The sequence below is a fragment of the Candidatus Nitrosacidococcus tergens genome, from assembly GCF_902810445.1.
In the GTDB taxonomy this organism is placed as follows: domain Bacteria; phylum Pseudomonadota; class Gammaproteobacteria; order Nitrosococcales; family Nitrosococcaceae; genus Nitrosacidococcus; species Nitrosacidococcus tergens.
Genome location: NZ_LR778175.1, coordinates 1301037 through 1325441, shown reverse-complemented (window position 1 = coordinate 1325441; position 24405 = coordinate 1301037). Strand labels below are relative to the sequence as shown.

Below are 24405 nucleotides of genomic sequence, written 5' to 3'. Positions count from 1 at the left end.
GGATTTTATAAAATAACTTACTATGTTAAGTAAGGATCTTGAAGTAAGTTTAAACCAGGCCTTTAAAGGTGCTCGAGAGAAAATGCACGAGTATTTAACAATAGAGCATCTTTTACTTGCTATGCTAGATAATGAGTCAGCTACTGCTGTACTCCGTGCTTGTAATGTAAATTTAGAACAGTTAAGAGAAGAAATTACTTCATTTTTAAATGAAACAACGCCGTTATTATCTAATCAGGATAATCGTGATACTCAACCTACCTTAGGATTTCAACGAGTTTTACAGAGGGCTGTACTTCAAGCTCAGTCCTCAGGTCAAAAAGAAGTTACAGGCGCCAATATACTAGTAGCTATCTATGGAGAGCAGAAATCTCAAGCAGTATATTTTTTAAAGCGGCAACATACCACTCGATTAGATATTATCAACTATATTTCCCACGGAATTAGTAAGGTTGAATCTCAGGAAGAAAGCGGAGAATCACCTCAAGCTTCAGAAGAAACAGAAACAACGCATACAAGCCCTCTTGGAAAAACCCCACTAGAGATTTATGCAGCTAATCTTAATATATTAGCTGCTCAAGGAAAAATTGACCCTCTTATTGGGCGCTCTAATGAATTAGAACGTATTACTCAAATTCTATGTCGAAGAAGAAAAAATAATCCTTTACTTGTAGGTGAGGCAGGTGTAGGTAAAACAGCACTTGCTGAAGGATTGGCATGGAAAATTACTGAGAAGGACATTCCAGATATTCTACAGAACTGTACTGTCTATAGCTTAGATATGGGGGCATTGCTAGCAGGTACAAAATACCGTGGGGATTTTGAGAAAAGATTTAAAGGGATACTATTCCAACTTAAAAACGAAAAAGAATCTATTTTATTTATTGATGAAATCCATACTATTATTGGTGCAGGATCTGCATCGGGTAGTGTTATGGATGCTTCTAACTTAATCAAACCGGCACTTACTTCTGGTGAATTAAAATGCATTGGCTCTACTACTTATCAAGAATATCGTAATATTTTTGAAAAAGATCGAGCTTTAGCACGTCGTTTTCAGAAAATTGATATTCCTGAACCTTCAGTAGAAGAAGCAATACAGATTTTACAAGGGTTAAAATCTAGATTAGAAGAACACCATAAAGTTCGCTTTTCTCAAGCAGCTTTACGTACTGCCGCTGAGCTTTCAAATCGCTATATCCATGATCGCCACCTTCCAGATAAAGCCATTGATGTACTTGATGAGTGTGGTGCTTACCAGCAGTTATTACCTATTTCCAAGCGCAAGAAAGTAATTAGTGCACAGGATGCACAAGCAGTAATTGCTAAAATAGCACGGATTCCACCAAAACAAATTTCTCTTTCAGATAGAGAAACCTTAGCAACCCTAGAATCTAATTTAAAGAGAGTGATTTTTGGGCAAGATGCAGCTATTGAAGCATTAAGCTCAGCAGTCAAAATGGCACGCTCTGGCTTAATGGATAGTAATCGCCCCGTAGGATCTTTTCTCTTTGCTGGACCCACAGGAGTGGGAAAAACGGAAGTGACAAGGCAGCTTGCTTATATTCTAGGTATTGAACTTATTCGTTTCGATATGTCCGAATATATGGAAAGCCATGCTGTTTCCCGTCTCATTGGGGCTCCTCCCGGTTATGTAGGCTACGACCAAGGGGGGTTACTCACTGAAGCAGTGTGCAAAAATCCCCACGGAGTCTTATTGCTTGATGAAATTGAGAAAGCTCATCCAGATATATTTAATCTATTACTCCAAGTCATGGATCATGGTATGTTAACTGATAATAATGGGCGTAAAGCAGATTTTCGTAATATTACTTTAGTGATGACTTCTAATATAGGCGTTCAAGAAGCAAGCCGTAGTTCCATGGGGTTTACGAAACAAAATCATGAAAGTGATATTATGGGAGCAATTCAACGCACCTTTAGTCCAGAGCTTCGTAACCGATTAGACGCTATTATTCAGTTTAAACCGTTAAGTAAGTCCTCTATAGGTAGAGTGGTAGATAAATTTTTAATGGAATTGGAATTGTTACTGCAAAGTAAACAAGTTACTCTAGAGGTAGATGCAGAGGTAAAAACCTGGCTAGGGGAGCATGGTTATGATGAAACCATGGGGGCTCGTCCCATGTCTCGGCTTATTCAAGAAAAAATTAAGAAACCCTTAGCGGATGAATTACTATTTGGTAAATTAGCCCATGGTGGTCATGTTATAGTAACATTGATTGCAGATAATCTTCATTTAACTTACTAATAATTTTTTAAAAAAGGAGTAAGCACTATGGCTGATATCTGGCTAACCTCATTGATTACTGAGACTCCTCAAGAAGGGTTTGAACTAGCTATTACTCTTAGTCGAAGAGGGGTAAAGTATACTCAGCCAAATACAGAAGTATTGCATAAGTTACGATCTGAATATGCAGAAAACGCCTCTGATCTTACAGCTGCCTCTCAAGTGGTTGCGATTAATTTTCAAACAGTAGCATGCTGCCAATAATTACTGGCGTAAATAGATAATGCCAAACTTACTTAAAATTGGTCTTTTATTTATACAATATTTATTATTTAGGTTTTTTTTAAAAAACTAAACTTTAAATTTCTAGTTAAAAAAAAGAGAAAATTCTTAATAGCCGGCTAGATATATAAGAATAAAAATTCTCAATTTAAATGAAATATGCAGCCTAGCTGGTTTTATTCTATTGCAATAAAAATTTTTTTAGTAATATCTATATTACATAGTACGTGTATTCATGCAGAAAATCACCCTATCCCTATCTTTGTTAGTATTATTCCTCAAAAATATTTTATAGAACGTATTGGCGGTAGTCGAGTACATGTCTCTGTTATGATAAAACAAGGACAGAATGAGGAAACTTATGATCCTACTCCTAAACAAATGGTTAAACTTGCTCAAGCAGAGTTTTACTTCCGTATAGGAATACCTCTTGAAATAATTTGGCTAGAATCTATTGCAAAGACTAATCCTCACATTAAGATTATAGATAACCGTAACGATATACCCCTACTACCCATTTCGGCGGATACTCTCCCTGAAAAAATAGAAGATAATGGGATTCCGTATGAATCCATGGATCCCCATATTTGGACAAGCCCACCCCTAGTAAAAATTATTGCAAAAAATATTAGAGATACACTCATTACTGCCGAGCCTACTTATAAAAATCAATTTGAAAAAAATTATCAGCAATTTATTCAAGATTTAAATAACCTTGATAAATTCATTCGTAATACTTTATCTGGTATTACTCAGCATGATTTTATGGTGTTTCATCCTGCTTGGCGTTACTTTGCTAGAACTTATGGTCTTCATGAAATTGCTATCGAGCATGAGGGTAAAGAGCCAGGTGCTAAGTCCTTAGCATCTTTCATCGAATTAGGTCGTAGGAAAAATATTAAAACGATTTTTATTCAAAACCAGTTTAGTCGCACTCACGCACAGTTAATAGCCCAATCTATTGGTGCAAAACTTATCTCTTTAGATCCACTTTCAGAGCATTATGAAGCTAACTTACGCCATGTGGCTACTACGTTAGCAAGCGTATTGAAGTGAATCAGGATTCAATCAACACTGCTATCTCAATTAGAGATATTTGTTTTTCCTATAACGGGCCATTAGTGCTCGATCATATTAACCTTGAGATTTATAGTGGAGAATTCCTAGGTATTATCGGTCCTAACGGAGGTGGGAAAAGTACCCTACTTAAAATTATTTTAGGGTTACTTACACCTCTGTCAGGTTATATTTCAGTATTAGGTCTTCCGCCTAAAAAAGGAAAATTGACTATTGGCTATGTACCTCAACATAATAGTTTCATTGATAACTTTCCAATTACTGTAGAATCCGTAGTCCTTCAAGGTCGCTTAGGTAAAACAAGAATTATTGGTAATTATACTCAAAAAGATAGAGAAATTGCCCAACAAGTAATGGCGCAAGTAGAAATACTAGGGCTAAGCAAGCGACCTTTATCAGATTTATCCGGAGGGCAACATCAACGAGTATTAATTGCCAGAGCATTAACTACGGAGCCTGAAATACTTATCTTAGACGAACCAACTGCCCATGTAGATGTGCGTTTAGAAAAGGATTTCTTTCGTTTACTGCAAACCCTTAATAAAAAAATGACAATCATTGTTGTTTCTCATGATATTGGATTTATTTCCCGCTATGTAAATCGAGTTGCATGCCTAAATCAAACTTTAGTGTGCCATGAAACTGCAACAATTAGCGGAAAAATAATTGATCAGCTCTATGGTACTAAAGTACGTATTATTGATCATATTCATTTGCTATGAATTTTTGGGAAACGTTAATCACTACTACCTTTTTGCAAAATGCTTTAGTTGCAGGCATTTTAGCAAGCTTAAGTTGTGGTGTAGTAGGTAGCTTTGTAATTGTTAAGCGTATCAGTTTTTTAGTGGGAGGCATTGCTCATGCAATTTTAGGAGGTATGGGAATTGCCTATTATTTAGGAAAGGATCCCTTTTTAGGTGCTTTACTTGCTGCTTTGCTTGCTGCACTGGTTATAGGTTGGGTAAATTTACGCTGGAAAGAACAAGAAGATACGCTGATTAGTGCACTTTGGTCTATAGGAATGGCTATTGGTATTATTTTTATTTCCCAAGCCCCTAGCTACAATGTAGATCTGATGGCATATCTATTTGGAAATATTCTCATGGTATCAAAACAACAGCTTTATTTAATGGCTGGTATAGATATAGCTATTATTTTTATTATTGTTTTATTTTATAAGCAATTTTTAGCTATAAGCTTTGATGAGGAGTTTGCTTACCTTCGTGGAGTACCTGTTATCTTTTTCTATTTACTTCTTCTTTGTATGGTTGCAATTACCGTTGTGCTTTTAGTTCAAATCGTAGGTTTGATTTTAGTCATTGCCTTACTAGCACTACCAGCGGCAATTGCAAGGCAGTATACTAAATCTTTAGTAGGGATGATGATTCTTGCTTCCTTCTTAGGAGCAATCTTTACTACTACGGGGCTTGCTATTTCTTATGAGCCAGATCTTCCTACTGGATCGGTAATCGTATTAGTTACAGGAGCAGCCTATCTTATTTCAACATTAGCCATAGAGTTACGCTAGAAATTAAAAAACGAGGGTTACGTACGGCTACAAAGTAACCCTCGCTACATAATTAATAACTAATTAGATGTTTGGAGCTCAACTCGGCGATTTTGCGTGCGCCCATCTCGAGTAAGGTTAGAAGCTATTGGGTGTTCCTCGCCATAACCCATTGCTGTCATCTTTGCTTTATCTACTCCATGAGAGGCTAAGTAATTCATCACAGATTCAGCACGCAGTTGAGATAACTGTTTGTTATATATTGCTGGCCCTGTACTATCTGTATGTCCTGCAACAGAAATATTCAATTCTGGGTAACTTTGAAGAGATTGAGCAACGTTATTTAAAATGTCTTGAGCTTCTAAAGTGAGCTGTGCTGAGTCAAATTCAAAATGAACACCTTTAAGCACTGCAGGAGCAGAGCAGCCTTGATCATTTACGGTAATCCCTGCTGGCGTATTGGGGCATTGATCTAAGTAATCAGCAATACCATCACCATCACTATCTAATGGGCATCCTACCGAATCAACAGCTACTCCTTTTGGTGTATTAGGACATTGATCTGCACTATCGGGCACGCCATCACCGTCACTATCTTTAACAGTACAACCTACTCCATTAACCTTAGCACCTTTTGGTGTATTAGGGCATTGATCTACACTATCGGGTACACCATCACCATCAGTATCCAATGGACAACCTTTCTTATCAACTACCATCCACTTAGGAGTATCAGGACATTGATCTATATGATCGTATACACCATCATGATCAGAATCGGGAGAATCTGATCGGCAAATTGTCCAAGTTAGTACCTGATCTTTACCAGGTAAGTATTTTTTATTTTCAGAATTACCTTCCATGACTGCACAATCTGGCCAACCTTTATGATCTTCAAAATCTTTCTCATAAGGGTAGCTATCCCACGCCCCATCTCTTTCAATAGGCTGTTGTGCTGATACACAAGTGATAAATAGTATTGGTAAAATTGCTAGAATTTTTGTTATATCTTTATTATTCATAAACATCTCCCTGATTATAATCTTTTTAGATAAGTCTTAATTTTTATGATAATCCCCCTCTGAATTGCAATTTAATTATGATTCGGAGTAGCATAAATGATCGGGTGATTATTGTATGCATATTTAATATTACTACTCTGAGCTATGAAATAGTTTTTGATATAGATTAGGGTTTTATCTGCATTATAAACGCTACTAAAGTGTTAATATATCAAAGCTAAGGAAGAAGTTTAAGATTACTATAAGAGTAGTATTAAACTTATTGATTATAAAAATATTGTTATCAATATAGCTGGAGTATCTACCCAAATTAAGTTTTTGATTTTTTGAAGAAATATAGACCAATGAGTAAGAAAATATTACGTACTATTTTTTTTATAATTTTGTCTTTTTCCTTCCTTAGTTTTTCTCTACCGGTAGCTGCGAACCCAACTTATGGTGCAAATGCAGGTAGAAAGCTAGGAAGTGGAATTATCAATATTACAACTGGATGGTTAGAAATACCTAAAAGCGTTATGAATACTAGTCATGATGACAATATCATTATAGGGATTATATGGGGTTTTATTAAAGGCATTGGTAATGCTATCGGGCGTACTCTAGTAGGAGTAGGGGAACTTACTACTTTTTTTATTCCAACTCCAGATTTTATACATCCTAGGTATGTTTTTCAAAATCTTGATCAGGATACCAGTTATGGACTAAGACCCTAAGTAAGGGGACAGCCTATATTTATTTTAGTCCGTCCCGCATGAATTTTTTAATTAAAATAGAAAATTATTCCCACTTTAAAGCACCACCTGTTTGGTACTCAGTTACTCTTGTCTCAAAAAAGTTTTTTTCTTTCTTTAAATCAAGAACTTCTGACATCCAGGGAAATGGATTATCTACTCCAAAATATTGCTCTGGAAGACCAATTTGAGCGAGGCGGCGGTTAGCAATATATTTTAGATACTCTACAAACATAGTTGCATTAAGGCCTAAAACACCTCTAGGCATAGTATCAGCAGCATATTGGGTTTCTAACTCCACAGCTTCTTCAATCATAGAGATAACCTCGTTTTTAAATTCTTTTGTCCATAAGTGAGGATTCTCAATTTTAATCTGGTTTATCACATCAATTCCAAAATTCATATGCATAGATTCATCACGCATAATATATTGGAACTGCTCGGCAGTACCTGTCATTTTGTTCTGACGACCCATGGAAAGAATTTGAACAAATCCCACATAGAAGAAGATTCCTTCAAAAATGACATAAAAAGCAATTAATTCTTTGAGTAATTTTTGGTCATTTTCCGTAGTACCTGTTTTAAAATTAGGATCTGAGAGATACTGAGTAAATGGTAATGCCCACTCTGTTTTTCGAGCGACTGCTGGTACTTCTCGATACATATTAAAAATTTCACCCTCATCTAAGCTTAAACTTTCTACGCAATACTGATAAGCATGGGTGTGTAACGCTTCTTCAAAGGCCTGACGTAATAGATATTGTCTGCATTCAGGATTAGTAATATGACGGTATACTGCTAGAACTAAATTATTAGCTACTAAAGAATCGGCAGTTACAAAAAAACCTAAATTTCGCTTTATAATTATCCGTTCATCTTCACTTAGTCCATGTGCACTTTTCCATAGTACAATGTCAGCATTCATATTGATTTCTTGCGGCATCCAATGATTAGCGCAGGCACTTAAATATTTTTCCCAAGCCCATCCATATTTAAATGGAACGAGTTGGTTAAGATCAGCACGGCAATTAATAATTTTTTTGTCATCTACTTGAATTCTGGCAGCCCCCATATCAATATTCTCAAAGCCAAAATTCATATAATTATGGTTTGCATTGTATGATGAGAAAGCCCAAGAGTTTTCACTCTTGGCTTCTGTAATAGAGTCTTCCCAATTTAACATTTTATTTCTCTTTAAATATTTTTAGTGGAGTATGATATATAGCTATTGGCAGGACTCACAATCAGAATCCATAACAGAGCAGGCTTGCTCCTGCTTCTGTATATCTACACTATAGTTAGATTGAACTGCGTTGAGTTTACTTGTTTGATTTAGTTTAATCGTGCTTTTTTCAACATGGGTAGCACCTATAGATCTTAAATAATAAGTAGTTTTTAACCCTTGTTGCCAAGCAAATTTATAAAGACTGTCAAGTTTCTTACCACTAGGATTTGCAACGTAAAGGTTGAGACTTTGTGCTTGATCAATCCACTTTTGCCGTCTAGAAGCAGCTTCAATTAACCAATGTGGATTTATTTCAAAAACAGTAAGATATAATTTTTTAATATCTTCAGGTATTCTATCGATAGCTTGTACACTACCATCGAAGTATTTCAAATCATTTACCATAATTTCATCCCAAAGGTTTTTATTTTTTAAATCCTTAACTAGATAAGGATTTATAATTGTAAATTCTCCAGAAAGATTAGATTTGACAAATAAATTCTGGTAAGTAGGTTCAATTGATTGGCTTACACCACAGATATTAGAAATAGTTGCAGTAGGTGCAATTGCCATACAGTTTGAATTACGTATACCTACTGTTTTCACTTGATTTCGAAGATTCTCCCAATCTAGGGTTTTCCCTTGATTTTGTTGCAAATAACCATTACGACTCTTTGCTAAGAGGTTAATAGAGTCTATAGGGAGAATTCCTTTACTCCATAGAGATCCTGAAAAAGTAGAATAACTTCCTCGCTCCTCCGCTAGGTTACTAGAGGCTTGAATTGCATAATAGCTAATCGATTCCATAGAATAATCCGCAAATTGCACTGCTTCTTGAGAAGCATAAGAATAGCGGAGTTTATATAGAGCATCTTGAAACCCCATAATCCCTAATCCTACTGGGCGATGCCGTTGATTAGCTTGCTGAGCAGTAGATACTGCATAGTAGTTATAGTCGATCACATTATCTAGCATTCGCATAGCAAGGGTAACTGTATTTTCCAGCTTAGCATGATCAAGACCGTACTCATTGATATGTTGAGGGAGGTTAACTGAGCCTAAATTGCATACTGCAATCTCCTCTTTTGAGGTATTTAGGGTGATTTCAGTACAGAGGTTAGATGAGTGGATAACACCTACATGTTGTTGAGGAGATCGTATATTACATGGGTCCTTAAAGGTAATCCAAGGGTGTCCAGTCTCAAATAACATGGAGAGCATTTTACGCCATAGGGTTTTAGCAGGAATTATTTTAAAATTTTTTAGCTGATTTTCTACTGTCTTCTTCTCATAGGCAAGATAAGTGCGTTCAAAATCAGTGCCTACTAGATCATGAAGGTTAGGGGTTTCATCAGGAGAAAATAAAGTCCACTGGCTATCCTCTATTACTCTTCTCATAAAAAGATCAGGTACCCAACATGCTGTATTCATATCATGGGTGCGGCGCCGATCATCTCCTGTATTTTTTCGTAGATCTAAGAATTCCTCAATATCAATATGCCATACCTCTAAATAAGCACAAACAGCCCCTTTACGCTTCCCTCCCTGATTGACTGCAACTGCAGTATCATTAGCAACCTTTAGAAAAGGCACAACACCTTGGGATTTTCCATTAGTACCTTGAATATGGGCACCCATACCTCGAACATAAGTCCAATCATTGCCTAAACCACCTGCATATTTAGAAAGAAGGGCATTATCTTTCATTGCATTGTAAATCCCTTCTAAATCATCGGGCACAGTAGTTACATAACAAGAAGAAAGCTGAGGTCTTATCGTACCTGAATTGAATAAAGTAGGTGTACTGCTCATAAAATCAAAGGAAGAGAGTAGGTGATAAAAACGAATTGCCCATTCTTCTTTTTCATCTTCATTAATTGCAAGCCCCATAGCAACTCGCATAAAAAAAGCTTGAGGCAGCTCAATCCGAGTATCTTCAGTATGGATAAAATAGCGATCGTAAAGTGTTTGTAATCCTAAGTAAGTAAATTGAAAATCTCGGCTAGCCTTTATTGCTTGGCCTAAGCGTATCAAATCATAGTGCCCCAACTTAGGATCGATAAGCTTTAATTTAATCCCTCGTTGAATATACGAAGCAAAATATTCTGGGTAGAGTTGTTCTATTTCTTGTTGCGTACATTGAATTTCCCTTCTATAAATAAAAGAGAGTGTCTCTCTACGTAGATTATCAAGCAATAGACGGGCAGCTACGTAGCTATACTGAGGATCTTTTTCAATAAAAGTGCGTGCACTCATAATCATTGCTCGTGCTACATTTTCTATGGAGATGCCATCAAAAAGACTACGTAATGTTTCATTGAGAATTGCTTGAGGTTGAGTTTCAGATAAACCTTCGCAAGCCTCTTCTATAACTTTGATAAGCTGAGTTTTATCTATTGGGGTAGTCGTACCATCTATATGTACTACATTAATTGATGAAGCTTCATCTATTTGTTTTTTCGCTGCTTTTCTTGCTCTAAGTTGTGCTCTTTTTTCTCGATATAACATATAGGCACGTGCTATCTTGTATTGCTCTCCACGCATCAAAGCAAGCTCTACCTGATCTTGGATATCCTCAATATGGATATTTCTACCCATTTCAAATCGTTGTATACATCTTTCTACGACTTGCTTTGTTAATTCATCTACTACTTGAGAAATTCTCTTGCTTGTTTCAGCACTACCTTCCTCTACTGCTAAGAATGCTTTAGTGATAGCAGCAGCAATTTTATTAGGATCAAAAGTTATTGTTTTACCATTGCGACGAATGACTTGGTATTGGTTTAGCATCGATTCGAATTGAGGGCGGGGGCTTTGTCGTTCTTGTATCATGTGTACTTATTCTAATTCTAACTATCTTATAAGAAGGGCTAATCTAATGCTTTAGCTATATCTAGTACTTCCATTGCATGACCTTCTACTTTAACTTGACGCCACTCTTTATATAAAACCCCATTTTTATCTATGAGAAAAGTACTACGCTCAATCCCTTTAGCATCCTTACCATAATTTTTTGACTTAATTACATTAAATAACTGACAAATAGATTCGTTCTCATCTGATAGTAGATCAAAAGGAAAGTGCTGCTGAGTTTTAAAAATTTCATGGGATTGAATACTGTCTTTGGAAATGCCAAAAATAAGCGTATTTGTACGTTTAAACTCTTCAGATAGATCTCGAAAATCTTGCCCCTCTCTAGTACACCCTGGTGTATCATCCTTTGGGTAGAAATAGAGCACTATGTTTTGACCCTTGAATTGAGAGAGTTTAAAAGAGTTATTAGAGGTTGAAAGAATTTCAAAATCAGGAACTTCAAATCCAACAGTAATTTTAGACATAAGAAGTAATTAGCGTCCTTGAATAGGTTCTAAGAAAGCATCATCTAAATTTAAATTATCACATAAATCTAAAAATTGATTTCTTAGTGTAGCAATAGATAAATGAGTAGGTAAGTGTATAATGATGCTTACTGAAAATAAAGTGACACCTCCTGAACCCTGATAGCAGTGGGTATCCATTTCCTCAATTAAAAGATTTTGTTCAAAAAAGAAAATAGCAAGCTCGTGAAAAATATGGGGCTGATATAGTGCTGCAGTGATTTTTGCTACATAATGGATAAAATTGTGATCAGCATCAGGTTGAGTACGTTGTGTCAGTATAGAGAGTGCTAATTTTTGTTTAAGTATAGGAAGCATTGACTCTAGCTTAGCAATTGTATTCCAAGAACCAGAAACAAAGAGCGATATGCTAAATTCCGAGCCCATTAGCGTTACTCGGCTATCTTTAATATTACAGCCACTATTTAGTATAGTGTTTCCTACTTCTTTTAAAAGATTAGGCTGGTTTTTTCCAATCGCTAAAATAACTAAATACTGCTCCATTGTATTTTTATTTATAACCCTTTGCTTATCTACTTTATTATTCAGTGCAGTATAAATACAAGTGTAAATAAAAGAGAATTTTTTTACTGAAAAATAGTCATAAGCAATATTATTTAAACTTAGTCTTTAAAGAATGATTATGCTTTACGGTAGTATGGTTGCTTTAGTTACCCCGATGTATACAAATGGTGCGATAGATTGGGAAAACTTATCTCGGTTAGTGGACTTTCACTTAGAAAATAAGACAGATGCAATTGTAGCAGTGGGTACAACAGGAGAGTCTGCTACTTTAGATATTAAAGAACATATAAAAATTATCCAAGAAGTTGTTAAACAAGTACGAGGTCGAATACCTATTATCGCAGGTACTGGAGCAAATTGCACAAGTGAAGCAATTGATCTTACTCAAGCAGCTTTAGATGCAGGTGCTGATGCATGTCTACTTGTTACACCTTACTATAATAGACCTACTCAAGAAGGGCTTTATTTACACTTTAAAGCTATTGCAGATGCAGTTCCTATTCCTCAAATTCTCTACAATGTACCAACTAGAACGGGGTGTGATTTATTACCAGAAACAGTGGCTCGTTTAGCTGATATCCCTAACATTATTGGTATAAAAGAAGCTACGGGAGATCTTAGTCGAGGAAAAAAGATTTTGGATCTCTGTGGAGAGAAAATCGATCTCTATAGTGGAGATGATAATACAGCAATGGAATGTATCTTATTAGGTGGAAAGGGAAATATTTCTGTTGTTGCCAATGTTGCTCCTAAAATGATGCATGAATTATGCGATGCTGCACTACATCAAAACCAAGTAGCAGCAAAACAAATAAACCAACAACTTACCCCTTTATATAAAGCCCTATTTCTTGAAGCAAACCCAATTCCAGTAAAATGGGCTTTACATAGAATGGAGCTAATTCATTTAGGAATTCGATTACCGCTAACCCATCTATCAAATCAATATCATCAACTCCTTGAGCTGGCCTTAAGCCAAGCACAGGCTTTGCCATGATAATAGCTACTACTATCGTAATAATAAATTATGCTTTGGAGCCGAAACGGCTGGATAATACTGATGTGTGCAACCACAGTTATCCTCAGCAGCTGTGCCCGTACTTTTTCTGCATTAGATAAAATTGTACCGGATAATACTAAAAAATATCGGGAAGCCAAGGCATTACCCCCCCTTGAAATTCCACCAAATCTAAGTATCAACAATATTCATGATGATATAAAAGAAACCAGTACAAATAAGGCAACTTATTTAGAATATAAAGAACAAGCAACTAATCCTTTACGGGAAATATATGGTATTAAATCGGATGAAAAACCTTATATAGAGGGGGAGGGAAAGAAGCGACAGCTAGTAGTCCCTGAAAGCTTAGAGCAAGTATGGAGTAGGATTCATGGCTTTTGGCTGGAGAATAACTTTAAGATTAAAGCTGAAGACATTCGTATTGGTTTTATGGATGTTATTGGTAATACAAATCAAGATAATTATCGAGTACAGATAGAACATGGAGAAGTCCCACAACACTCTATTATCCACCTAAAGCAACGTGGCAAAAGTATCAATCCTCAACAGGAAGAAGCGGCATTTCGCAGTCTCGCTGATTACTTGGGTGTACTTCATGCTCAAGATCTAGCAGTTAAAGAGGAAGAAAGTGACTATCAATCTAAGCAGAAAGTCAGTGTACTTGAACAAGGTACAGTCTTAGAAGTTGATAAAGACTTCTCTCACGTTTGGGAAGAAGTAGGGCTTATTTTAGATCGTAAAGGGTTTACAGTAGATGATCATAGTAGATCCCGAGGTATCTATTATATTCGTTACAATGATCCTTTCTTAGATGATGATAAGGAAAAGAAAAAAACCCTAGGATCAAAACTGGCTTTTTGGAAAAAGAAAGATAGTAAAAGTAAACAAAACCAGTACCAAATCAAATTAATTTCAGATGGACCTTCCACTCGGATCGTTATTCTGGATAAAAAAGGAAATAAAGATGAGACTCAAGTATCAAAACACCTACTATCTTTAATTGGCGAACAATTAAGCGAGTGAATATTAAAATGATGGAATATACAAAACAAATCAAACTCTATTCAGGAAAAGCAAAAACAGTTTATACCACTAATGATTCTAAGCTGTTAATTTTACATTTTCGTGACGATACCTCTGCGTTTGATGGAGGGAAAACAGAGCAGTTTAGTAAAAAAGGGGAGATAAATAATAAATTTAATGCTTTTATCATGGAAAAACTAGATCAGGTAGGTATTCCTACTCATTTTGAAAAACTGATCGGTCCTCAAGAATCTCTAGTCAAAAATTTAGAAATGCTTCCTATTGAATGTGTAGTGCGCAATATAGCAACAGGAAGTTTATGCCGAAGACTAGGTGTGCAAGATGGGGAGGATCTAGAACCGCCTATCTTTGAGTTTTTTCTAAAAAATGATACACTTCATGACCCTATGATTAATGAATATCATATTGAAACTTTTGGCTGGGCTACTAAAAATCAAGTAGAGCAGATGAAAATCTATACTTTTCGAGTCAATGATTTTTTGAAAAAACTCTTTTTAGATGCTGGCCTACTATTAGTAGATTACAAATTAGAATTTGGGGATTATCAAGGTCAATTAATATTAGGAGATGAATTTACTCCGGATGGATGCCGTCTTTGGGATATAGAAACACGAAAAAAATTAGATAAGGATCGCTTTCGCCATGGATTAGGTGGACTCATAGAAGCTTATGAAGAGGTAGCTCGCCGTATTGGTACACTATTATAGTGTATATAACCGTACTAACCTATTGTTTTTTTTCTAAACACCAATTGATTGTTAGCCCAGCTTGTAGGGGGATTAATACTTGATCCCCAAAAGGTAGGTTTTTAGGTACTTTCCATGGAGATCTAAGCAAAGTAATCTTAGCTTGATTTCTAGGCAATCCATAAAAATCTGGACCATAAAAACTAGTAAACCCCTCTAATTTACTTAAAGAATCTGCTGCCTCAAAAATTTCAGCATAGAGCTCTAAAGCTGCATGGCTGTTGTAAATTCCAGCACAACCGCAAGCAGATTCTTTATTACTTTTAGAATGAGGTGCACTATCTGTACCTAGGAAAAATTTTGGACTACCACTGGTAGCTGCAGCAATAAGTGCCTGGCGATGCTTCTCTTTTTTAAGCACAGGCAAGCAATAATGATGAGGTTGAATTCCTCCTAATAACATTGCATTTCTATTCAACAATAAATGATGTGGGGTAATTGTTGCCGCAATATTTGACGGCATTGCTTTAATAAACTCTACTGCCTCTTGAGTGCTAATATGCTCTAGCACTACCTTAAGTTCTGGAAAATCATGAAGTATAGGAATAAGATTTTGTTCTATAAATACTTTTTCTCGATCAAAAATATCAATGCTTGGATCAATAGTCTCTCCATGAAGTAATAAGGGAAGTTTTTTCTTTTGTAATACCTCAAATATGGGATAGAGTTTAGTAAGGCTAGTTACGCCAGAATCAGCATTGGTAGTTACACCTGCAGGATATAATTTAACACCGTATATATAACCACTATCTTTAGCACTGATAATTTCCTTAGCTGTGGTATTATCAGTAAGATAAAGAGTCATTAAAGGTTGAAATATTTTATCTTTAGGTAATACAGAGAGAATCCGATTTCGGTAAGCTAGTGCTTGTTGGGTTGTTATTATAGGTGGTTTGAGGTTAGGCATAACGATAGCTCGAGCGAATCGTTGAGAAGCATCAAAAACAGTATGTACTAACACACTTCCATCTCGTAAGTGTAAATGCCAATCATCGGGATGAGTAATTATTAATCTATTTATCATAATTTTTTGTTAGTATGAGTTTATATGTTTCCTAGATTAGTAGGATACTTTTTAAGTACAGTATAATCTGAGTTTATAGTAATAAAGTTAAAGAGGAATTTGTTGTGAATTGCCTAAGTGGGGCTGAAATTCTTGTTCAATGTCTAAAAGACGAGGGTGTAGAGTACATTTTTGGGTATCCAGGGGGGGCGGTACTTCATATTTATGATGCACTTTACCAGCAACCAGATATTACTCATGTCTTAGTTCGCCATGAACAAGGGGCTGCTCATGCAGCGGATGGCTATGCCCGATCTACTGGTAAGGCAGGGGTGGTTCTCGTTACTTCTGGTCCTGGAGCAACGAATGCTATTACTGGTATTGCTACTGCTTATATGGATTCTAGCCCATTAGTAGTAATCACTGGTCAAGTACCTAGATCAGTTATTGGTAGTGATGCTTTCCAAGAAGTAGATTCTGTCGGTGTTACAAGGCCTTGCGTAAAGCACAATTTTTTAGTTAAAAGCATTGAAGAAATAGCTCCTATCTTTAAAAAGGCTTTTTATATTGCTACAAGTGGTCGACCAGGACCTGTAGTGATAGATATACCTAAAGATATTACCGATCCTAATATTAAAATTCCTTACCACTACCCTAAACAAGTTAACCTAAGATCTTATCGTAAAGTGGCACTTCAACAATTCGATAGGCTAGAAGAAGCTATTAATTTGCTACTCTCTGCAAAAAAACCAATGATATATACTGGTGGTGGGGTAGTAATTAGTAATGCTGCCAGTGAGCTTACTGAATTTGTTCGACTACTTGGTTACCCTATTACTAGTACTCTTATGGGGTTAGGTGCTTATCCGGCTACTAATTCTCAGTTTATCGGAATGTTGGGGATGCATGGAACTTATGAAGCTAACATGAGCATGCATGAATGTGATGTACTAGTTGCTATAGGTGCACGTTTTGATGATCGAGTAACAGGCGATATTAATCAATTTTGCCCCTATGCTAAAGTTATTCATATTGATATTGACCCCTCAAGTATATCAAAGAATATACATGCTCATATTCCTATTATAGGAGATGTTAAAGTAGTACTTAAACAGTGCATTGAAATATTAAAGAGGACTAGTCAAAATCCGGATCAAAATGTACTATCCCAATGGTGGAATCAAATTAAACAGTGGCAAAATATAAACTGTTTACAATATCAAAAGAGTAATGAGCTAATTAAGCCTCAATACGTTATTGAAAAACTCTATGAATTAACTAAAGAAAGATTTGCCTATGTTGCATCTGATGTAGGCCAACATCAGATGTGGGTTGCTCAATTTTATAAGTTTGATCAGCCAAGGCATTGGATCAATTCAGGTGGGTTAGGCACAATGGGGTTTGGATTACCTGCAGCAATGGGAGTCCAATTTGCATATCCAGAATCTCTAGTTGCCTGCGTAACAGGAGAGGCAAGCATCCAAATGTGCATCCAAGAACTCTCAACCTGTAAGCAATATGATTTACCTATAAAAATTATCAACTTAAACAACCGCTATATGGGTATGGTCCGTCAGTGGCAGGAGTTTTTCTATGATCGGCGCTATTCTCATTCTTATGTAGATGCCCTCCCAGATTTTGTAAAACTTACTGAAGCTTATGGTCACGTAGGCATACGTGTTGAAAAACCAAGTGATATAGAAGCAGCATTAAAAGAAGCTTTTGATCTCAAGGATCGTTTAGTATTTCTAGATTTTATCACTGATCAAACAGAGAACGTGTATCCTATGATTGCCGCAGGTAAGGGACATCATGAAATGCACTTAAGCTCCCAATGTAATACACTGTAATTCTTATAGCAATAGGATATATAGAAATATGCGTCATATTATTTCCCTATTAATGGAAAATGAATCTGGGGCTTTATCTCGAGTCGCAGGCTTATTTTCTGCTCGTGGGTATAATATTGAATCTTTATCAGTAGCCCCAACAGAAGATCCTTCTCTATCTCGAATGACTCTGGTCACCTCTGGATCAGATAAATTAATAGCACAAGTATTAAAACAGTTAGATAAGTTGATTGATGTTGTAATAGCAGAGGATCTAAATAAGGGAGCGCATATTGAGCGAGAATTAATGTTACTTAAGATATGGGTTGCCTCAGCAACTGAACGTAATGAGGCAAAACAATTAAGTGATATTTTTCGAGGTAATATTATTGATGTGACTGACAATACTTATACTATAGAGCTTACCGGTAGCGTAAGCAAACAAGATGCATTTCTTCAAGCTTTTAGTGGATTTAAAATCCTTGAAACTGTTCGATCTGGTGCAATAGGTATTACACGAGGGAAAAAAGCACTACAACCATGATTTTTTTAATAACTAAAAATACTAAATAAAGTAAGTAATAAATATTACTGTGAGGCAACCATGAACATCTATTACGACAAGGACTGCGATTTATCTCTTATTCAAAACATGCGGGTAGCCATTTTAGGCTATGGTTCTCAAGGACATGCTCATGCAAATAATTTGAGAGATTCTGGGGTAGATGTGGTTGTTGGCTTGCGGGATGGATCTAAGTCTGTCATAAAAGCGGAAAATGCAAATCTATCAGTACTTTCCGTTGAAAAAGCAGTTTCAGGTGCAGATTTGATTATGGTACTAGCACCAGATGAGCATCAGCCTAGCCTCTATCAGCAAAGTATACAGCCTTACTTAAAACAGGGGGCTACACTTGCTTTTGCCCATGGATTTAATATTCATTTTAGGCAAATTGAGCCTCGTCCTGATTTAGATGTTATTATGATTGCCCCTAAAGGTCCTGGGCATTTAGTAAGATCTACCTATACTCAAGGAAGTGGCGTACCCTCTTTAATAGCCATACATCAAGACTCATCCGGAAGAGCAAAGAATATCGCTCTATCCTATGCACTTGCTAATGGAGGAGGTAGAGCAGGAATTATAGAAACTTCTTTTAAAGAAGAAACGGAAACTGATCTTTTTGGAGAACAGGCTGTACTTTGTGGAGGGGCAACTGCACTAGTTCAAGCAGGGTTTGAAACTTTAGTAGAAGCAGGTTATGCGCCAGAGATGGCTTATTTTGAATGTTTACATGAGCTAAAGCTTATTGTCGATCTAATGTATGAAGGAGGTATTGCGAATATGCGGTACTCTATTTCAAATACTGCTGAATATGGGGATCTCACGAGAGGGCCTAGAATTATTAATGATCGTACTAAAGAGCAAATGCGACATATACTTAAACAAATTCAAAATGGAGAGTTTGCCCGTGAGTTTATTTTAGAAAATCAAGCAGGGGCACCTACTCTTAAGGCAAAACGTCGACTTGGGCAAGAACATCTTATAGAGCAGGTCGGAGAAAAGTTAAGATCCATGATGCCATGGATCGGGAAAAACAGAATTGTAGATCAAAGTAAAAATTAATTTTTATTATCTAGTGAGTTTAGAATCTTCTACACCATTGAAAATGGGTGGTCGACGCCGTAGAGGAATTTATCTTCTACCTAACTTATTTACTACAACGGGACTATTTGCAGGGTTTTATGGAATCATTGCAGCTATAAATGGTCGTTTTGAAGCAGCAGCAGTTGCTATTTTCATTGCTATGCTAATGGATGGTGTAGATGGTAGGATAGCTCGTATTACTAATACCGAAAGTGCTTTTGGAGCTGAATATGATAGCCTATCAGATATGGTTTCTTTCGGTATGGGGCCTGCTCTTATTGTTTATGAATGGTCACTGCATACTCTGGGGAAAATAGGGTGGTCTGCAGCGTTTCTTTATGCTGCTTGCACGGCATTACGACTAGCACGATTTAATACCCAAGTTGGGACTATCGATAAGCGTTATTTTCAAGGGCTTGCAAGCCCTGCTGCTGCGGCTTGCTTAGTAGGGTTAGTATGGGTGGCAACTGATCTTGATATACCGGGATCTGATCTTAGAATCTTAGTACTTGTGTTAACTGTAGTTATAGCTACCTTTATGGTGAGTAATATTCGCTACTATAGTTTTAAAAATTTCTATAACTATGATCAAGTGCCTTTTATAGCAATTTTAGCAGTAGTGTTAATATTTATTTTAATTTCTACTGATCCTCCTAAGGTGTTGTTTATTTGTGCTTTACTATATTCTGTATCCGGCCCATCTATTACTTTAATACAACTTCGTCGGCGTAGAATACAGCGTCGTCCTATTTCTTCATCTCATATTAATGAGAAATAAATTTCATGAATTTATTTACTCTCCTATTATTGCCTGTTTAAAGGCAAACATTCAATTATTAACATTTAATTAAGCCACTTTTAAATTTTAAGTTAATATACATTAGTAATGTAGGGGATTTTATTTATTATGGAAAACAGATTAATTATTTTTGACACTACTTTACGGGATGGAGAACAAAGCCCGGGTGCTTCTATGACTCAGGACGAGAAGTTGCGTATTGCAAAAGCTCTTGAGCGAATGAGAGTAGATGTAATTGAAGCAGGATTTCCTGCTGCTAGCCAAGGAGATTTTGAAGCAGTACGTGCTGTAGCTCATATTATCAAAGAAAGTACCGTATGCGGATTAGCACGTGCATTAAAAGAGGATATTGATCGAGCAGGAGAAGCTTTAGCGGGATCAAACTCAACCCGTATTCATACTTTTATAGCTACTTCGCCAATCCACATGAAGGCTAAACTCAGAATGGATTCTAATCAAGTATTAGATTATGCGATTAGAGCTATCCAGAGAGCAAAAAAATATACAGATAATATAGAATTTTCTCCTGAAGATGCTGGAAGGTCAGACATTGATTTTTTATGCCAGATTATTGAATCAGCGATTAAAGCAGGGGCAAATACAATTAATATTCCTGATACAGTGGGCTATAATTTTCCGGATCAATTTGGAAAACTCATTCGCACCCTGATAGAGAGGGTACCCAATTCAGATAAAGCAATATTTTCTGTACATTGCCACAATGATTTAGGTTTAGCTGTGGCTAATTCTTTGACAGCTGTAATAAACGGCGCTCGCCAAGTTGAATGTACCATTAATGGTCTTGGAGAAAGGGCTGGTAATGCTGCACTTGAAGAAATTACTATGGCAGTGCGGACTCGGAGAGATCTATTTTCTTGTGATACTTGTATTGATACAACACAAATTGTGCCTACTTCCCGTTTAGTTTCAGGAATTACAGGATTTCCTGTCCAGCCCAATAAAGCAATTGTAGGTGCTAATGCTTTTGCTCATGAATCTGGCATTCATCAAGATGGTGTGCTTAAAGAGCGGGAAACTTATGAAATTATGCGTGCAGAAGATGTAGGCTGGCATACAAACCGTATGGTTCTAGGTAAGCATTCTGGGCGCAATGCGTTTAAATCACGACTTCATGATTTAGGGATTGATCTTAAGGCTGAGGATTTAAACACTACATTTCAAAAATTCAAAGAGCTTGCTGATAAAAAGCACGAAATCTATGATGAAGATCTTCAAGCGTTGATTACTGATACCCATTTAACAGTAGAAAATGAGCGTTTTAAATTATTATATCTAAGGACAATCTCTGAGATTGGAGAAATACCTAAAGCATCTGTAATTTTAAGTGTAGATGGAGTTGAACTCCAAGCAGAATCTATAGGTAGCGGACCTGTGGATGCCACTTATAAGGCTATTGATTTTATTTTAAAGCACGAAGTAAAGCTCACTCTTTATTCCGTAAATAATATTACGAGTGGTACTGATTCTCAAGGAGAAGTTACAGTTCGACTAGAAAAAGATGGTCGTATTGTTAATGGACAAGGATCAGATACAGACATCGTGATTGCTTCAGCAAAGGCCTATGTAAATGCATTTAATAAAATGCTAAATTCTATTAGTAGAAATCACCCTCAAGTATAATGATTTTTTATGAAGATATCCCATCTGCATTACTTAAATGCCATGGGAATTACCCTTTGGCAACGTCGTGAATTTTTAAGCACCTTAAAATCAGAGAGAAGGGAAATAGAAAAAACAAGTCCTTCGAAAATTGGATGGGAAGAACTTGCCTTAAAGGTAAGTAATTGTACCGCTTGCCCTTTACATAAAACCCGTATTCAAACCGTTTTTGGTACAGGAGATAAAAAAGCAAAGTGGCTTATTATAGGAGAGGCCCCTGGTGCTGATGAAGATAAGCAAGGTGAGCCTTTTGTGGGTCGTGCTGGGCAGCTTCTTAATGAGATGTTTAAAGCTCTAGGATTACAACGCTCTCAAATTTATATCACTAATATCTTAAAATGCCGCCCTCCAAATAATCGAGATCCTGCCCCTGAAGAGGTAGTGCAATGTAAGTCCTATCTTGAAAGTCAAATTACCTTATTGAACCCTTTACTTATCCTCGCTCTAGGAAGGGTTGCTGCTCAAAATCTATTAAATACTTCAGAAACTCTGGGAAAGCTACGTAATCAAGTTCATCGGTATCCAAATATAGATATTCCATTAATTATTACTTATCATCCTGCATATTTACTACGATCTCCTCTAAAAAAGGCAGATGCTTGGCAAGATTTACAATTTGCATTAAATACCTTTAAAAAATTAGAATTAGATCGCTAATTAGTATTAATTTTGAGTAACTACATTGTTTAGGGATTTCTTGAAAAAATTACGTGGTTTTTCTCCAAGACCGATGCAAGATGAGGATTTAGATGTCGTAATTACTATTGAAAAAACTGCCTGTGCTTTTCCATGGACATACCGTACTTTTGTAGATTGTTTATATGCTGGATATGAATCATGGGTATATGAGCGGGATAAAAAAATATATGGCTATGGTATTGCTTCTGTACAAGTAGGAGAAGCTCATATACTCAATATCTGTGTACATCCAGATTATCAACACCAAGGATGCGGGCACTATATACTTGCACACCTTTTAAAGATATCTAAAACGCTAGGTGCTCAGATAGTTTTTCTTGAAGTACGTCCTTCTAATCATCGAGCTTTATCTTTATATTATAAATTTGGTTTTAATGAGGTAGGAATTAGAAAAGGGTATTATCCTGGTAGAAAAGGGCGAGAAGATGCATTTTTACTTGGATTATCTTTATAAAGAAAATTTAAATAAAATCATATTATTATATATTCTACTTCTCCCTTCTGTATTCAGGGAGATAGATAAATTCTTAAAGATAGCTTGTTTAAAAAAATAATTTGCTATACCCTTATAACTTTTGAGAGTTAAGAGTTATCTGATATTTTATCGATAACTAAAAAAGTGCTATATAGAATTTATATAAAAGGAGACGAATAATGGGTGCAATCTTGAAAGTAACCAATATGATGTTTACTCCTATTGGTTTAGTTGTTACAGTAGCCGTTGTTGTAGGTGCTTACTATTTTGTTCAATGGTTAATGAAAGATTAATTTCATTAATTAGGCTACTTTATATGATTTAGGAAGTACATAAATAAGCAAAGCCTTATAATTTGCTAGTAGTGTACTTCCTTAATTATTTTTACTTTCTGAATTTGAGTTCTAATAACTTATAAAAAAGGTATTACTCCATTTAAATTGCTATGGTTTAGCACAATCTGTGCACCTTTTTGCACTTTCTCCTTAGCATGATAAGCAATTCCTAGACCTGCTGTTCTTAGCATTTCTAAATCATTTGCTCCATCTCCGATTGCGATGACTTGATTAGTTTTTATTTGAAGTTCTTTACATAAAGAAAGTAGAAATTGAGCTTTAGCACTCGCATCTACAATAGGAGGAATTACTTCTCCAGTTAATTTACCATTTTGGATTTCTAAGGTATTTGCTAGAGTAAAATCCAAGCCATATTTTTGTTTTAGCAGATCAGTAAAATAAGTAAATCCTCCGGAAACTAGAGCCATCTTGATATTTTTTTGTTTTAGAACAGATAGTAGCTCTTTACCACCAGAATTGAGATTAATTTTGGTTTCATATATTTCTTTAAGGGTATTCTCAGAAATTCCGGCTAATAATCTAACACGTTGAATTAAAGAGTTCTTAAAATCCAGCTCTCCTCTCATTGCTGATTCTGTAATTTTACTTACTTCAGTTTTTTTTTCAATATAATCAGCAATCTCATCAATGCACTCTACATTGATGAGCGTAGAATCCATATCAGAAATAAAAAGCTTGACTTGACTAGGATAATAGCTATCTGGAAGTAAGTTAATATCAAAAGGATAGGTAGCCCTCAGATCATTTAAGCTATCACTGTTAAAATTCAGTACTTGTGTATTTTTATGTAATTGGTAATAGCTACTTTTAACATTGAGTGCCATACCGTATTTTTCCGCTATTTGTTGTGCAGAATCCAAAGTAAGCTTTGTTCCCTGTAAAATAATTTTAGTCATATTTAGTGAGATTTTTCTCTTATAAAGAGTATAAAAATACAAGTTTTTACTAAATAATAGTATATTTTCAATAGGATATAAAGTTTATACTTTAGATATCTTGACTCCTATTGCTGTGGTGCTACACTGCTCTATACAGAGAGTTTTGTATACTTCCTGCTAGGAGTCTGATATACCTAGATTAAGGAAGATAAGAGGGGTAAGGGGTTAGTAGGTAATTT

Annotated in this window: 23 protein-coding genes; 16 read left to right on the top strand and 7 right to left on the bottom strand. The window is 35.9% G+C overall.

Annotated features, from left to right (window positions below):
* Window positions 1–22: 22 nt before the first annotated feature.
* The 5 genes from clpA (at window position 23) to NSCAC_RS06375 (ending at window position 5135) form a co-directional block, all read left to right on the top strand.
* A complete protein-coding gene (gene clpA, locus NSCAC_RS06395) occupies window positions 23–2269 on the top strand; it encodes an ATP-dependent Clp protease ATP-binding subunit ClpA (RefSeq protein WP_197743997.1) in 2247 nt (748 codons plus the stop codon).
* 27 nt (window positions 2270–2296) lie between these two features.
* Window positions 2297–2512: a hexameric tyrosine-coordinated heme protein gene (locus tag NSCAC_RS06390; RefSeq protein WP_197743996.1), complete on the top strand. Its 216-nt coding sequence runs from the start codon at window positions 2297–2299 to the stop codon at window positions 2510–2512.
* A gap of 177 nt (window positions 2513–2689) precedes the next feature.
* Complete coding sequence (locus NSCAC_RS06385; protein WP_197743995.1) at window positions 2690–3586, top strand: metal ABC transporter solute-binding protein, Zn/Mn family; 897 nt, start codon at window positions 2690–2692, stop codon at window positions 3584–3586.
* Window positions 3583–4329 carry a metal ABC transporter ATP-binding protein gene (locus NSCAC_RS06380; RefSeq protein ID WP_232085905.1) on the top strand — a complete coding sequence of 249 codons (747 nt, stop codon included), beginning with the start codon at window positions 3583–3585 and terminating at the stop codon, window positions 4327–4329. The genes NSCAC_RS06385 and NSCAC_RS06380 overlap by 4 nt, the downstream gene beginning before the upstream one ends.
* Window positions 4326–5135, top strand: coding sequence for a metal ABC transporter permease (locus tag NSCAC_RS06375; protein ID WP_197743994.1), 810 nt, complete (start codon window positions 4326–4328; stop codon window positions 5133–5135). Before NSCAC_RS06380 ends, NSCAC_RS06375 begins: the two co-directional genes overlap by 4 nt.
* A gap of 59 nt (window positions 5136–5194) precedes the next feature.
* Here NSCAC_RS06375 and NSCAC_RS06370 read toward each other — a convergent pair whose 3' ends face one another.
* The gene (locus tag NSCAC_RS06370; RefSeq protein ID WP_197743993.1) at window positions 5195–6136 is read right to left on the bottom strand and encodes an OmpA family protein; all 942 of its coding nucleotides are present in this window, start codon (window positions 6134–6136) and stop codon (window positions 5195–5197) included.
* Window positions 6137–6519: 383 nt separating this feature from the next.
* Between NSCAC_RS06370 and NSCAC_RS06365 the strand changes: the two genes are divergently transcribed.
* A complete protein-coding gene (locus NSCAC_RS06365) occupies window positions 6520–6849 on the top strand; it encodes an exosortase system-associated protein, TIGR04073 family (protein WP_232085904.1) in 330 nt (109 codons plus the stop codon).
* Between the two features lie 64 nt (window positions 6850–6913).
* On the opposite strand, the gene NSCAC_RS06360 is transcribed toward NSCAC_RS06365, so the two are convergent.
* The 4 genes from NSCAC_RS06360 to NSCAC_RS06345 are packed head-to-tail and all read right to left on the bottom strand — an operon-like array spanning window position 6914 to window position 11973.
* Window positions 6914–8050, bottom strand: a complete 1137-nt coding sequence (locus NSCAC_RS06360; protein ID WP_197743991.1) for a ribonucleotide-diphosphate reductase subunit beta — start codon at window positions 8048–8050, stop codon at window positions 6914–6916.
* A 42-nt stretch (window positions 8051–8092) separates the two neighbouring features.
* Window positions 8093–10924, bottom strand: coding sequence for a ribonucleoside-diphosphate reductase subunit alpha (locus NSCAC_RS06355; RefSeq protein ID WP_197743990.1), 2832 nt, complete (start codon window positions 10922–10924; stop codon window positions 8093–8095).
* A 38-nt stretch (window positions 10925–10962) separates the two neighbouring features.
* Entirely contained in the window at window positions 10963–11430 is a 468-nt protein-coding gene (locus NSCAC_RS06350) for a peroxiredoxin (protein WP_197743989.1), read from the bottom strand.
* A 9-nt stretch (window positions 11431–11439) separates the two neighbouring features.
* Window positions 11440–11973, bottom strand: a complete 534-nt coding sequence (locus tag NSCAC_RS06345; RefSeq protein ID WP_197743988.1) for a glycine cleavage system transcriptional repressor — start codon at window positions 11971–11973, stop codon at window positions 11440–11442.
* Between the two features lie 139 nt (window positions 11974–12112).
* Between NSCAC_RS06345 and dapA the strand changes: the two genes are divergently transcribed.
* From dapA to purC, 3 genes are all read left to right on the top strand, one after another.
* A complete protein-coding gene (gene dapA / locus NSCAC_RS06340) occupies window positions 12113–12991 on the top strand; it encodes a 4-hydroxy-tetrahydrodipicolinate synthase (protein ID WP_197745331.1) in 879 nt (292 codons plus the stop codon).
* A 63-nt stretch (window positions 12992–13054) separates the two neighbouring features.
* Complete coding sequence (gene bamC / locus NSCAC_RS06335; protein WP_197743987.1) at window positions 13055–14038, top strand: NlpB/DapX family lipoprotein; 984 nt, start codon at window positions 13055–13057, stop codon at window positions 14036–14038.
* A gap of 11 nt (window positions 14039–14049) precedes the next feature.
* Window positions 14050–14766 carry a phosphoribosylaminoimidazolesuccinocarboxamide synthase gene (purC, locus tag NSCAC_RS06330; protein WP_197745330.1) on the top strand — a complete coding sequence of 239 codons (717 nt, stop codon included), beginning with the start codon at window positions 14050–14052 and terminating at the stop codon, window positions 14764–14766.
* 19 nt (window positions 14767–14785) lie between these two features.
* On the opposite strand, the gene pyrC is transcribed toward purC, so the two are convergent.
* Window positions 14786–15826 (bottom strand): dihydroorotase, encoded by a 1041-nt coding sequence (pyrC, locus tag NSCAC_RS06325; RefSeq protein ID WP_197745329.1) that lies wholly within the window; start codon window positions 15824–15826, stop codon window positions 14786–14788.
* Between the two features lie 107 nt (window positions 15827–15933).
* Between pyrC and ilvB the strand changes: the two genes are divergently transcribed.
* The 7 genes from ilvB to rimI all read left to right on the top strand — a co-directional run bounded on the left by ilvB (window position 15934) and on the right by rimI (window position 22911).
* Complete coding sequence (gene ilvB, locus NSCAC_RS06320; RefSeq protein ID WP_197743986.1) at window positions 15934–17658, top strand: biosynthetic-type acetolactate synthase large subunit; 1725 nt, start codon at window positions 15934–15936, stop codon at window positions 17656–17658.
* Between the two features lie 28 nt (window positions 17659–17686).
* The gene (gene ilvN / locus NSCAC_RS06315; protein ID WP_197743985.1) at window positions 17687–18181 is read left to right on the top strand and encodes an acetolactate synthase small subunit; all 495 of its coding nucleotides are present in this window, start codon (window positions 17687–17689) and stop codon (window positions 18179–18181) included.
* 60 nt (window positions 18182–18241) lie between these two features.
* The gene (gene ilvC / locus NSCAC_RS06310) at window positions 18242–19258 is read left to right on the top strand and encodes a ketol-acid reductoisomerase (protein WP_197743984.1); all 1017 of its coding nucleotides are present in this window, start codon (window positions 18242–18244) and stop codon (window positions 19256–19258) included.
* A 43-nt stretch (window positions 19259–19301) separates the two neighbouring features.
* The gene (gene pssA / locus NSCAC_RS06305; RefSeq protein ID WP_197745328.1) at window positions 19302–20057 is read left to right on the top strand and encodes a CDP-diacylglycerol--serine O-phosphatidyltransferase; all 756 of its coding nucleotides are present in this window, start codon (window positions 19302–19304) and stop codon (window positions 20055–20057) included.
* 129 nt (window positions 20058–20186) lie between these two features.
* Window positions 20187–21719, top strand: coding sequence for a 2-isopropylmalate synthase (locus NSCAC_RS06300; protein ID WP_197743983.1), 1533 nt, complete (start codon window positions 20187–20189; stop codon window positions 21717–21719).
* Window positions 21720–21728: 9 nt separating this feature from the next.
* Window positions 21729–22415: a uracil-DNA glycosylase gene (locus NSCAC_RS06295; protein ID WP_197743982.1), complete on the top strand. Its 687-nt coding sequence runs from the start codon at window positions 21729–21731 to the stop codon at window positions 22413–22415.
* 40 nt (window positions 22416–22455) lie between these two features.
* Window positions 22456–22911, top strand: coding sequence for a ribosomal protein S18-alanine N-acetyltransferase (rimI, locus tag NSCAC_RS06290; protein WP_232085903.1), 456 nt, complete (start codon window positions 22456–22458; stop codon window positions 22909–22911).
* Between the two features lie 433 nt (window positions 22912–23344).
* Here the strand turns inward: rimI and serB are convergent, their stop codons facing one another.
* Window positions 23345–24184: a phosphoserine phosphatase SerB gene (serB, locus tag NSCAC_RS06285; protein WP_197743981.1), complete on the bottom strand. Its 840-nt coding sequence runs from the start codon at window positions 24182–24184 to the stop codon at window positions 23345–23347.
* Between the last annotated feature and the right edge of the window lie 221 nt (window positions 24185–24405).

Excerpts from the sequence above, each read along its gene's own strand:
- NSCAC_RS06360 (WP_197743991.1), bottom strand. The coding sequence starts at position 8,050 with ATGTTAAATTGGGAAGACTCTATTACAGAAGCCAAGAGTGAAAACTCT.
- NSCAC_RS06355 (WP_197743990.1), bottom strand. The coding sequence starts at position 10,924 with ATGATACAAGAACGACAAAGCCCCCGCCCTCAATTCGAATCGATGCTA.
- NSCAC_RS06295 (WP_197743982.1), top strand. The coding sequence starts at position 21,729 with ATGAAGATATCCCATCTGCATTACTTAAATGCCATGGGAATTACCCTT.
- NSCAC_RS06385 (WP_197743995.1), top strand. The coding sequence starts at position 2,690 with ATGCAGCCTAGCTGGTTTTATTCTATTGCAATAAAAATTTTTTTAGTA.
- NSCAC_RS06390 (WP_197743996.1), top strand. The coding sequence starts at position 2,297 with ATGGCTGATATCTGGCTAACCTCATTGATTACTGAGACTCCTCAAGAA.
- NSCAC_RS06300 (WP_197743983.1), top strand. The coding sequence starts at position 20,187 with ATGGAAAACAGATTAATTATTTTTGACACTACTTTACGGGATGGAGAA.
- serB (WP_197743981.1), bottom strand. The coding sequence starts at position 24,184 with ATGACTAAAATTATTTTACAGGGAACAAAGCTTACTTTGGATTCTGCA.
- clpA (WP_197743997.1), top strand. The coding sequence starts at position 23 with ATGTTAAGTAAGGATCTTGAAGTAAGTTTAAACCAGGCCTTTAAAGGT.
- dapA (WP_197745331.1), top strand. The coding sequence starts at position 12,113 with ATGCTTTACGGTAGTATGGTTGCTTTAGTTACCCCGATGTATACAAAT.
- pssA (WP_197745328.1), top strand. The coding sequence starts at position 19,302 with ATGGGTGGTCGACGCCGTAGAGGAATTTATCTTCTACCTAACTTATTT.
- ilvN (WP_197743985.1), top strand. The coding sequence starts at position 17,687 with ATGCGTCATATTATTTCCCTATTAATGGAAAATGAATCTGGGGCTTTA.
- NSCAC_RS06345 (WP_197743988.1), bottom strand. The coding sequence starts at position 11,973 with ATGGAGCAGTATTTAGTTATTTTAGCGATTGGAAAAAACCAGCCTAAT.
- NSCAC_RS06370 (WP_197743993.1), bottom strand. The coding sequence starts at position 6,136 with ATGAATAATAAAGATATAACAAAAATTCTAGCAATTTTACCAATACTA.
- NSCAC_RS06350 (WP_197743989.1), bottom strand. The coding sequence starts at position 11,430 with ATGTCTAAAATTACTGTTGGATTTGAAGTTCCTGATTTTGAAATTCTT.
- purC (WP_197745330.1), top strand. The coding sequence starts at position 14,050 with ATGGAATATACAAAACAAATCAAACTCTATTCAGGAAAAGCAAAAACA.
- bamC (WP_197743987.1), top strand. The coding sequence starts at position 13,055 with ATGTGTGCAACCACAGTTATCCTCAGCAGCTGTGCCCGTACTTTTTCT.
- NSCAC_RS06375 (WP_197743994.1), top strand. The coding sequence starts at position 4,326 with ATGAATTTTTGGGAAACGTTAATCACTACTACCTTTTTGCAAAATGCT.
- ilvC (WP_197743984.1), top strand. The coding sequence starts at position 18,242 with ATGAACATCTATTACGACAAGGACTGCGATTTATCTCTTATTCAAAAC.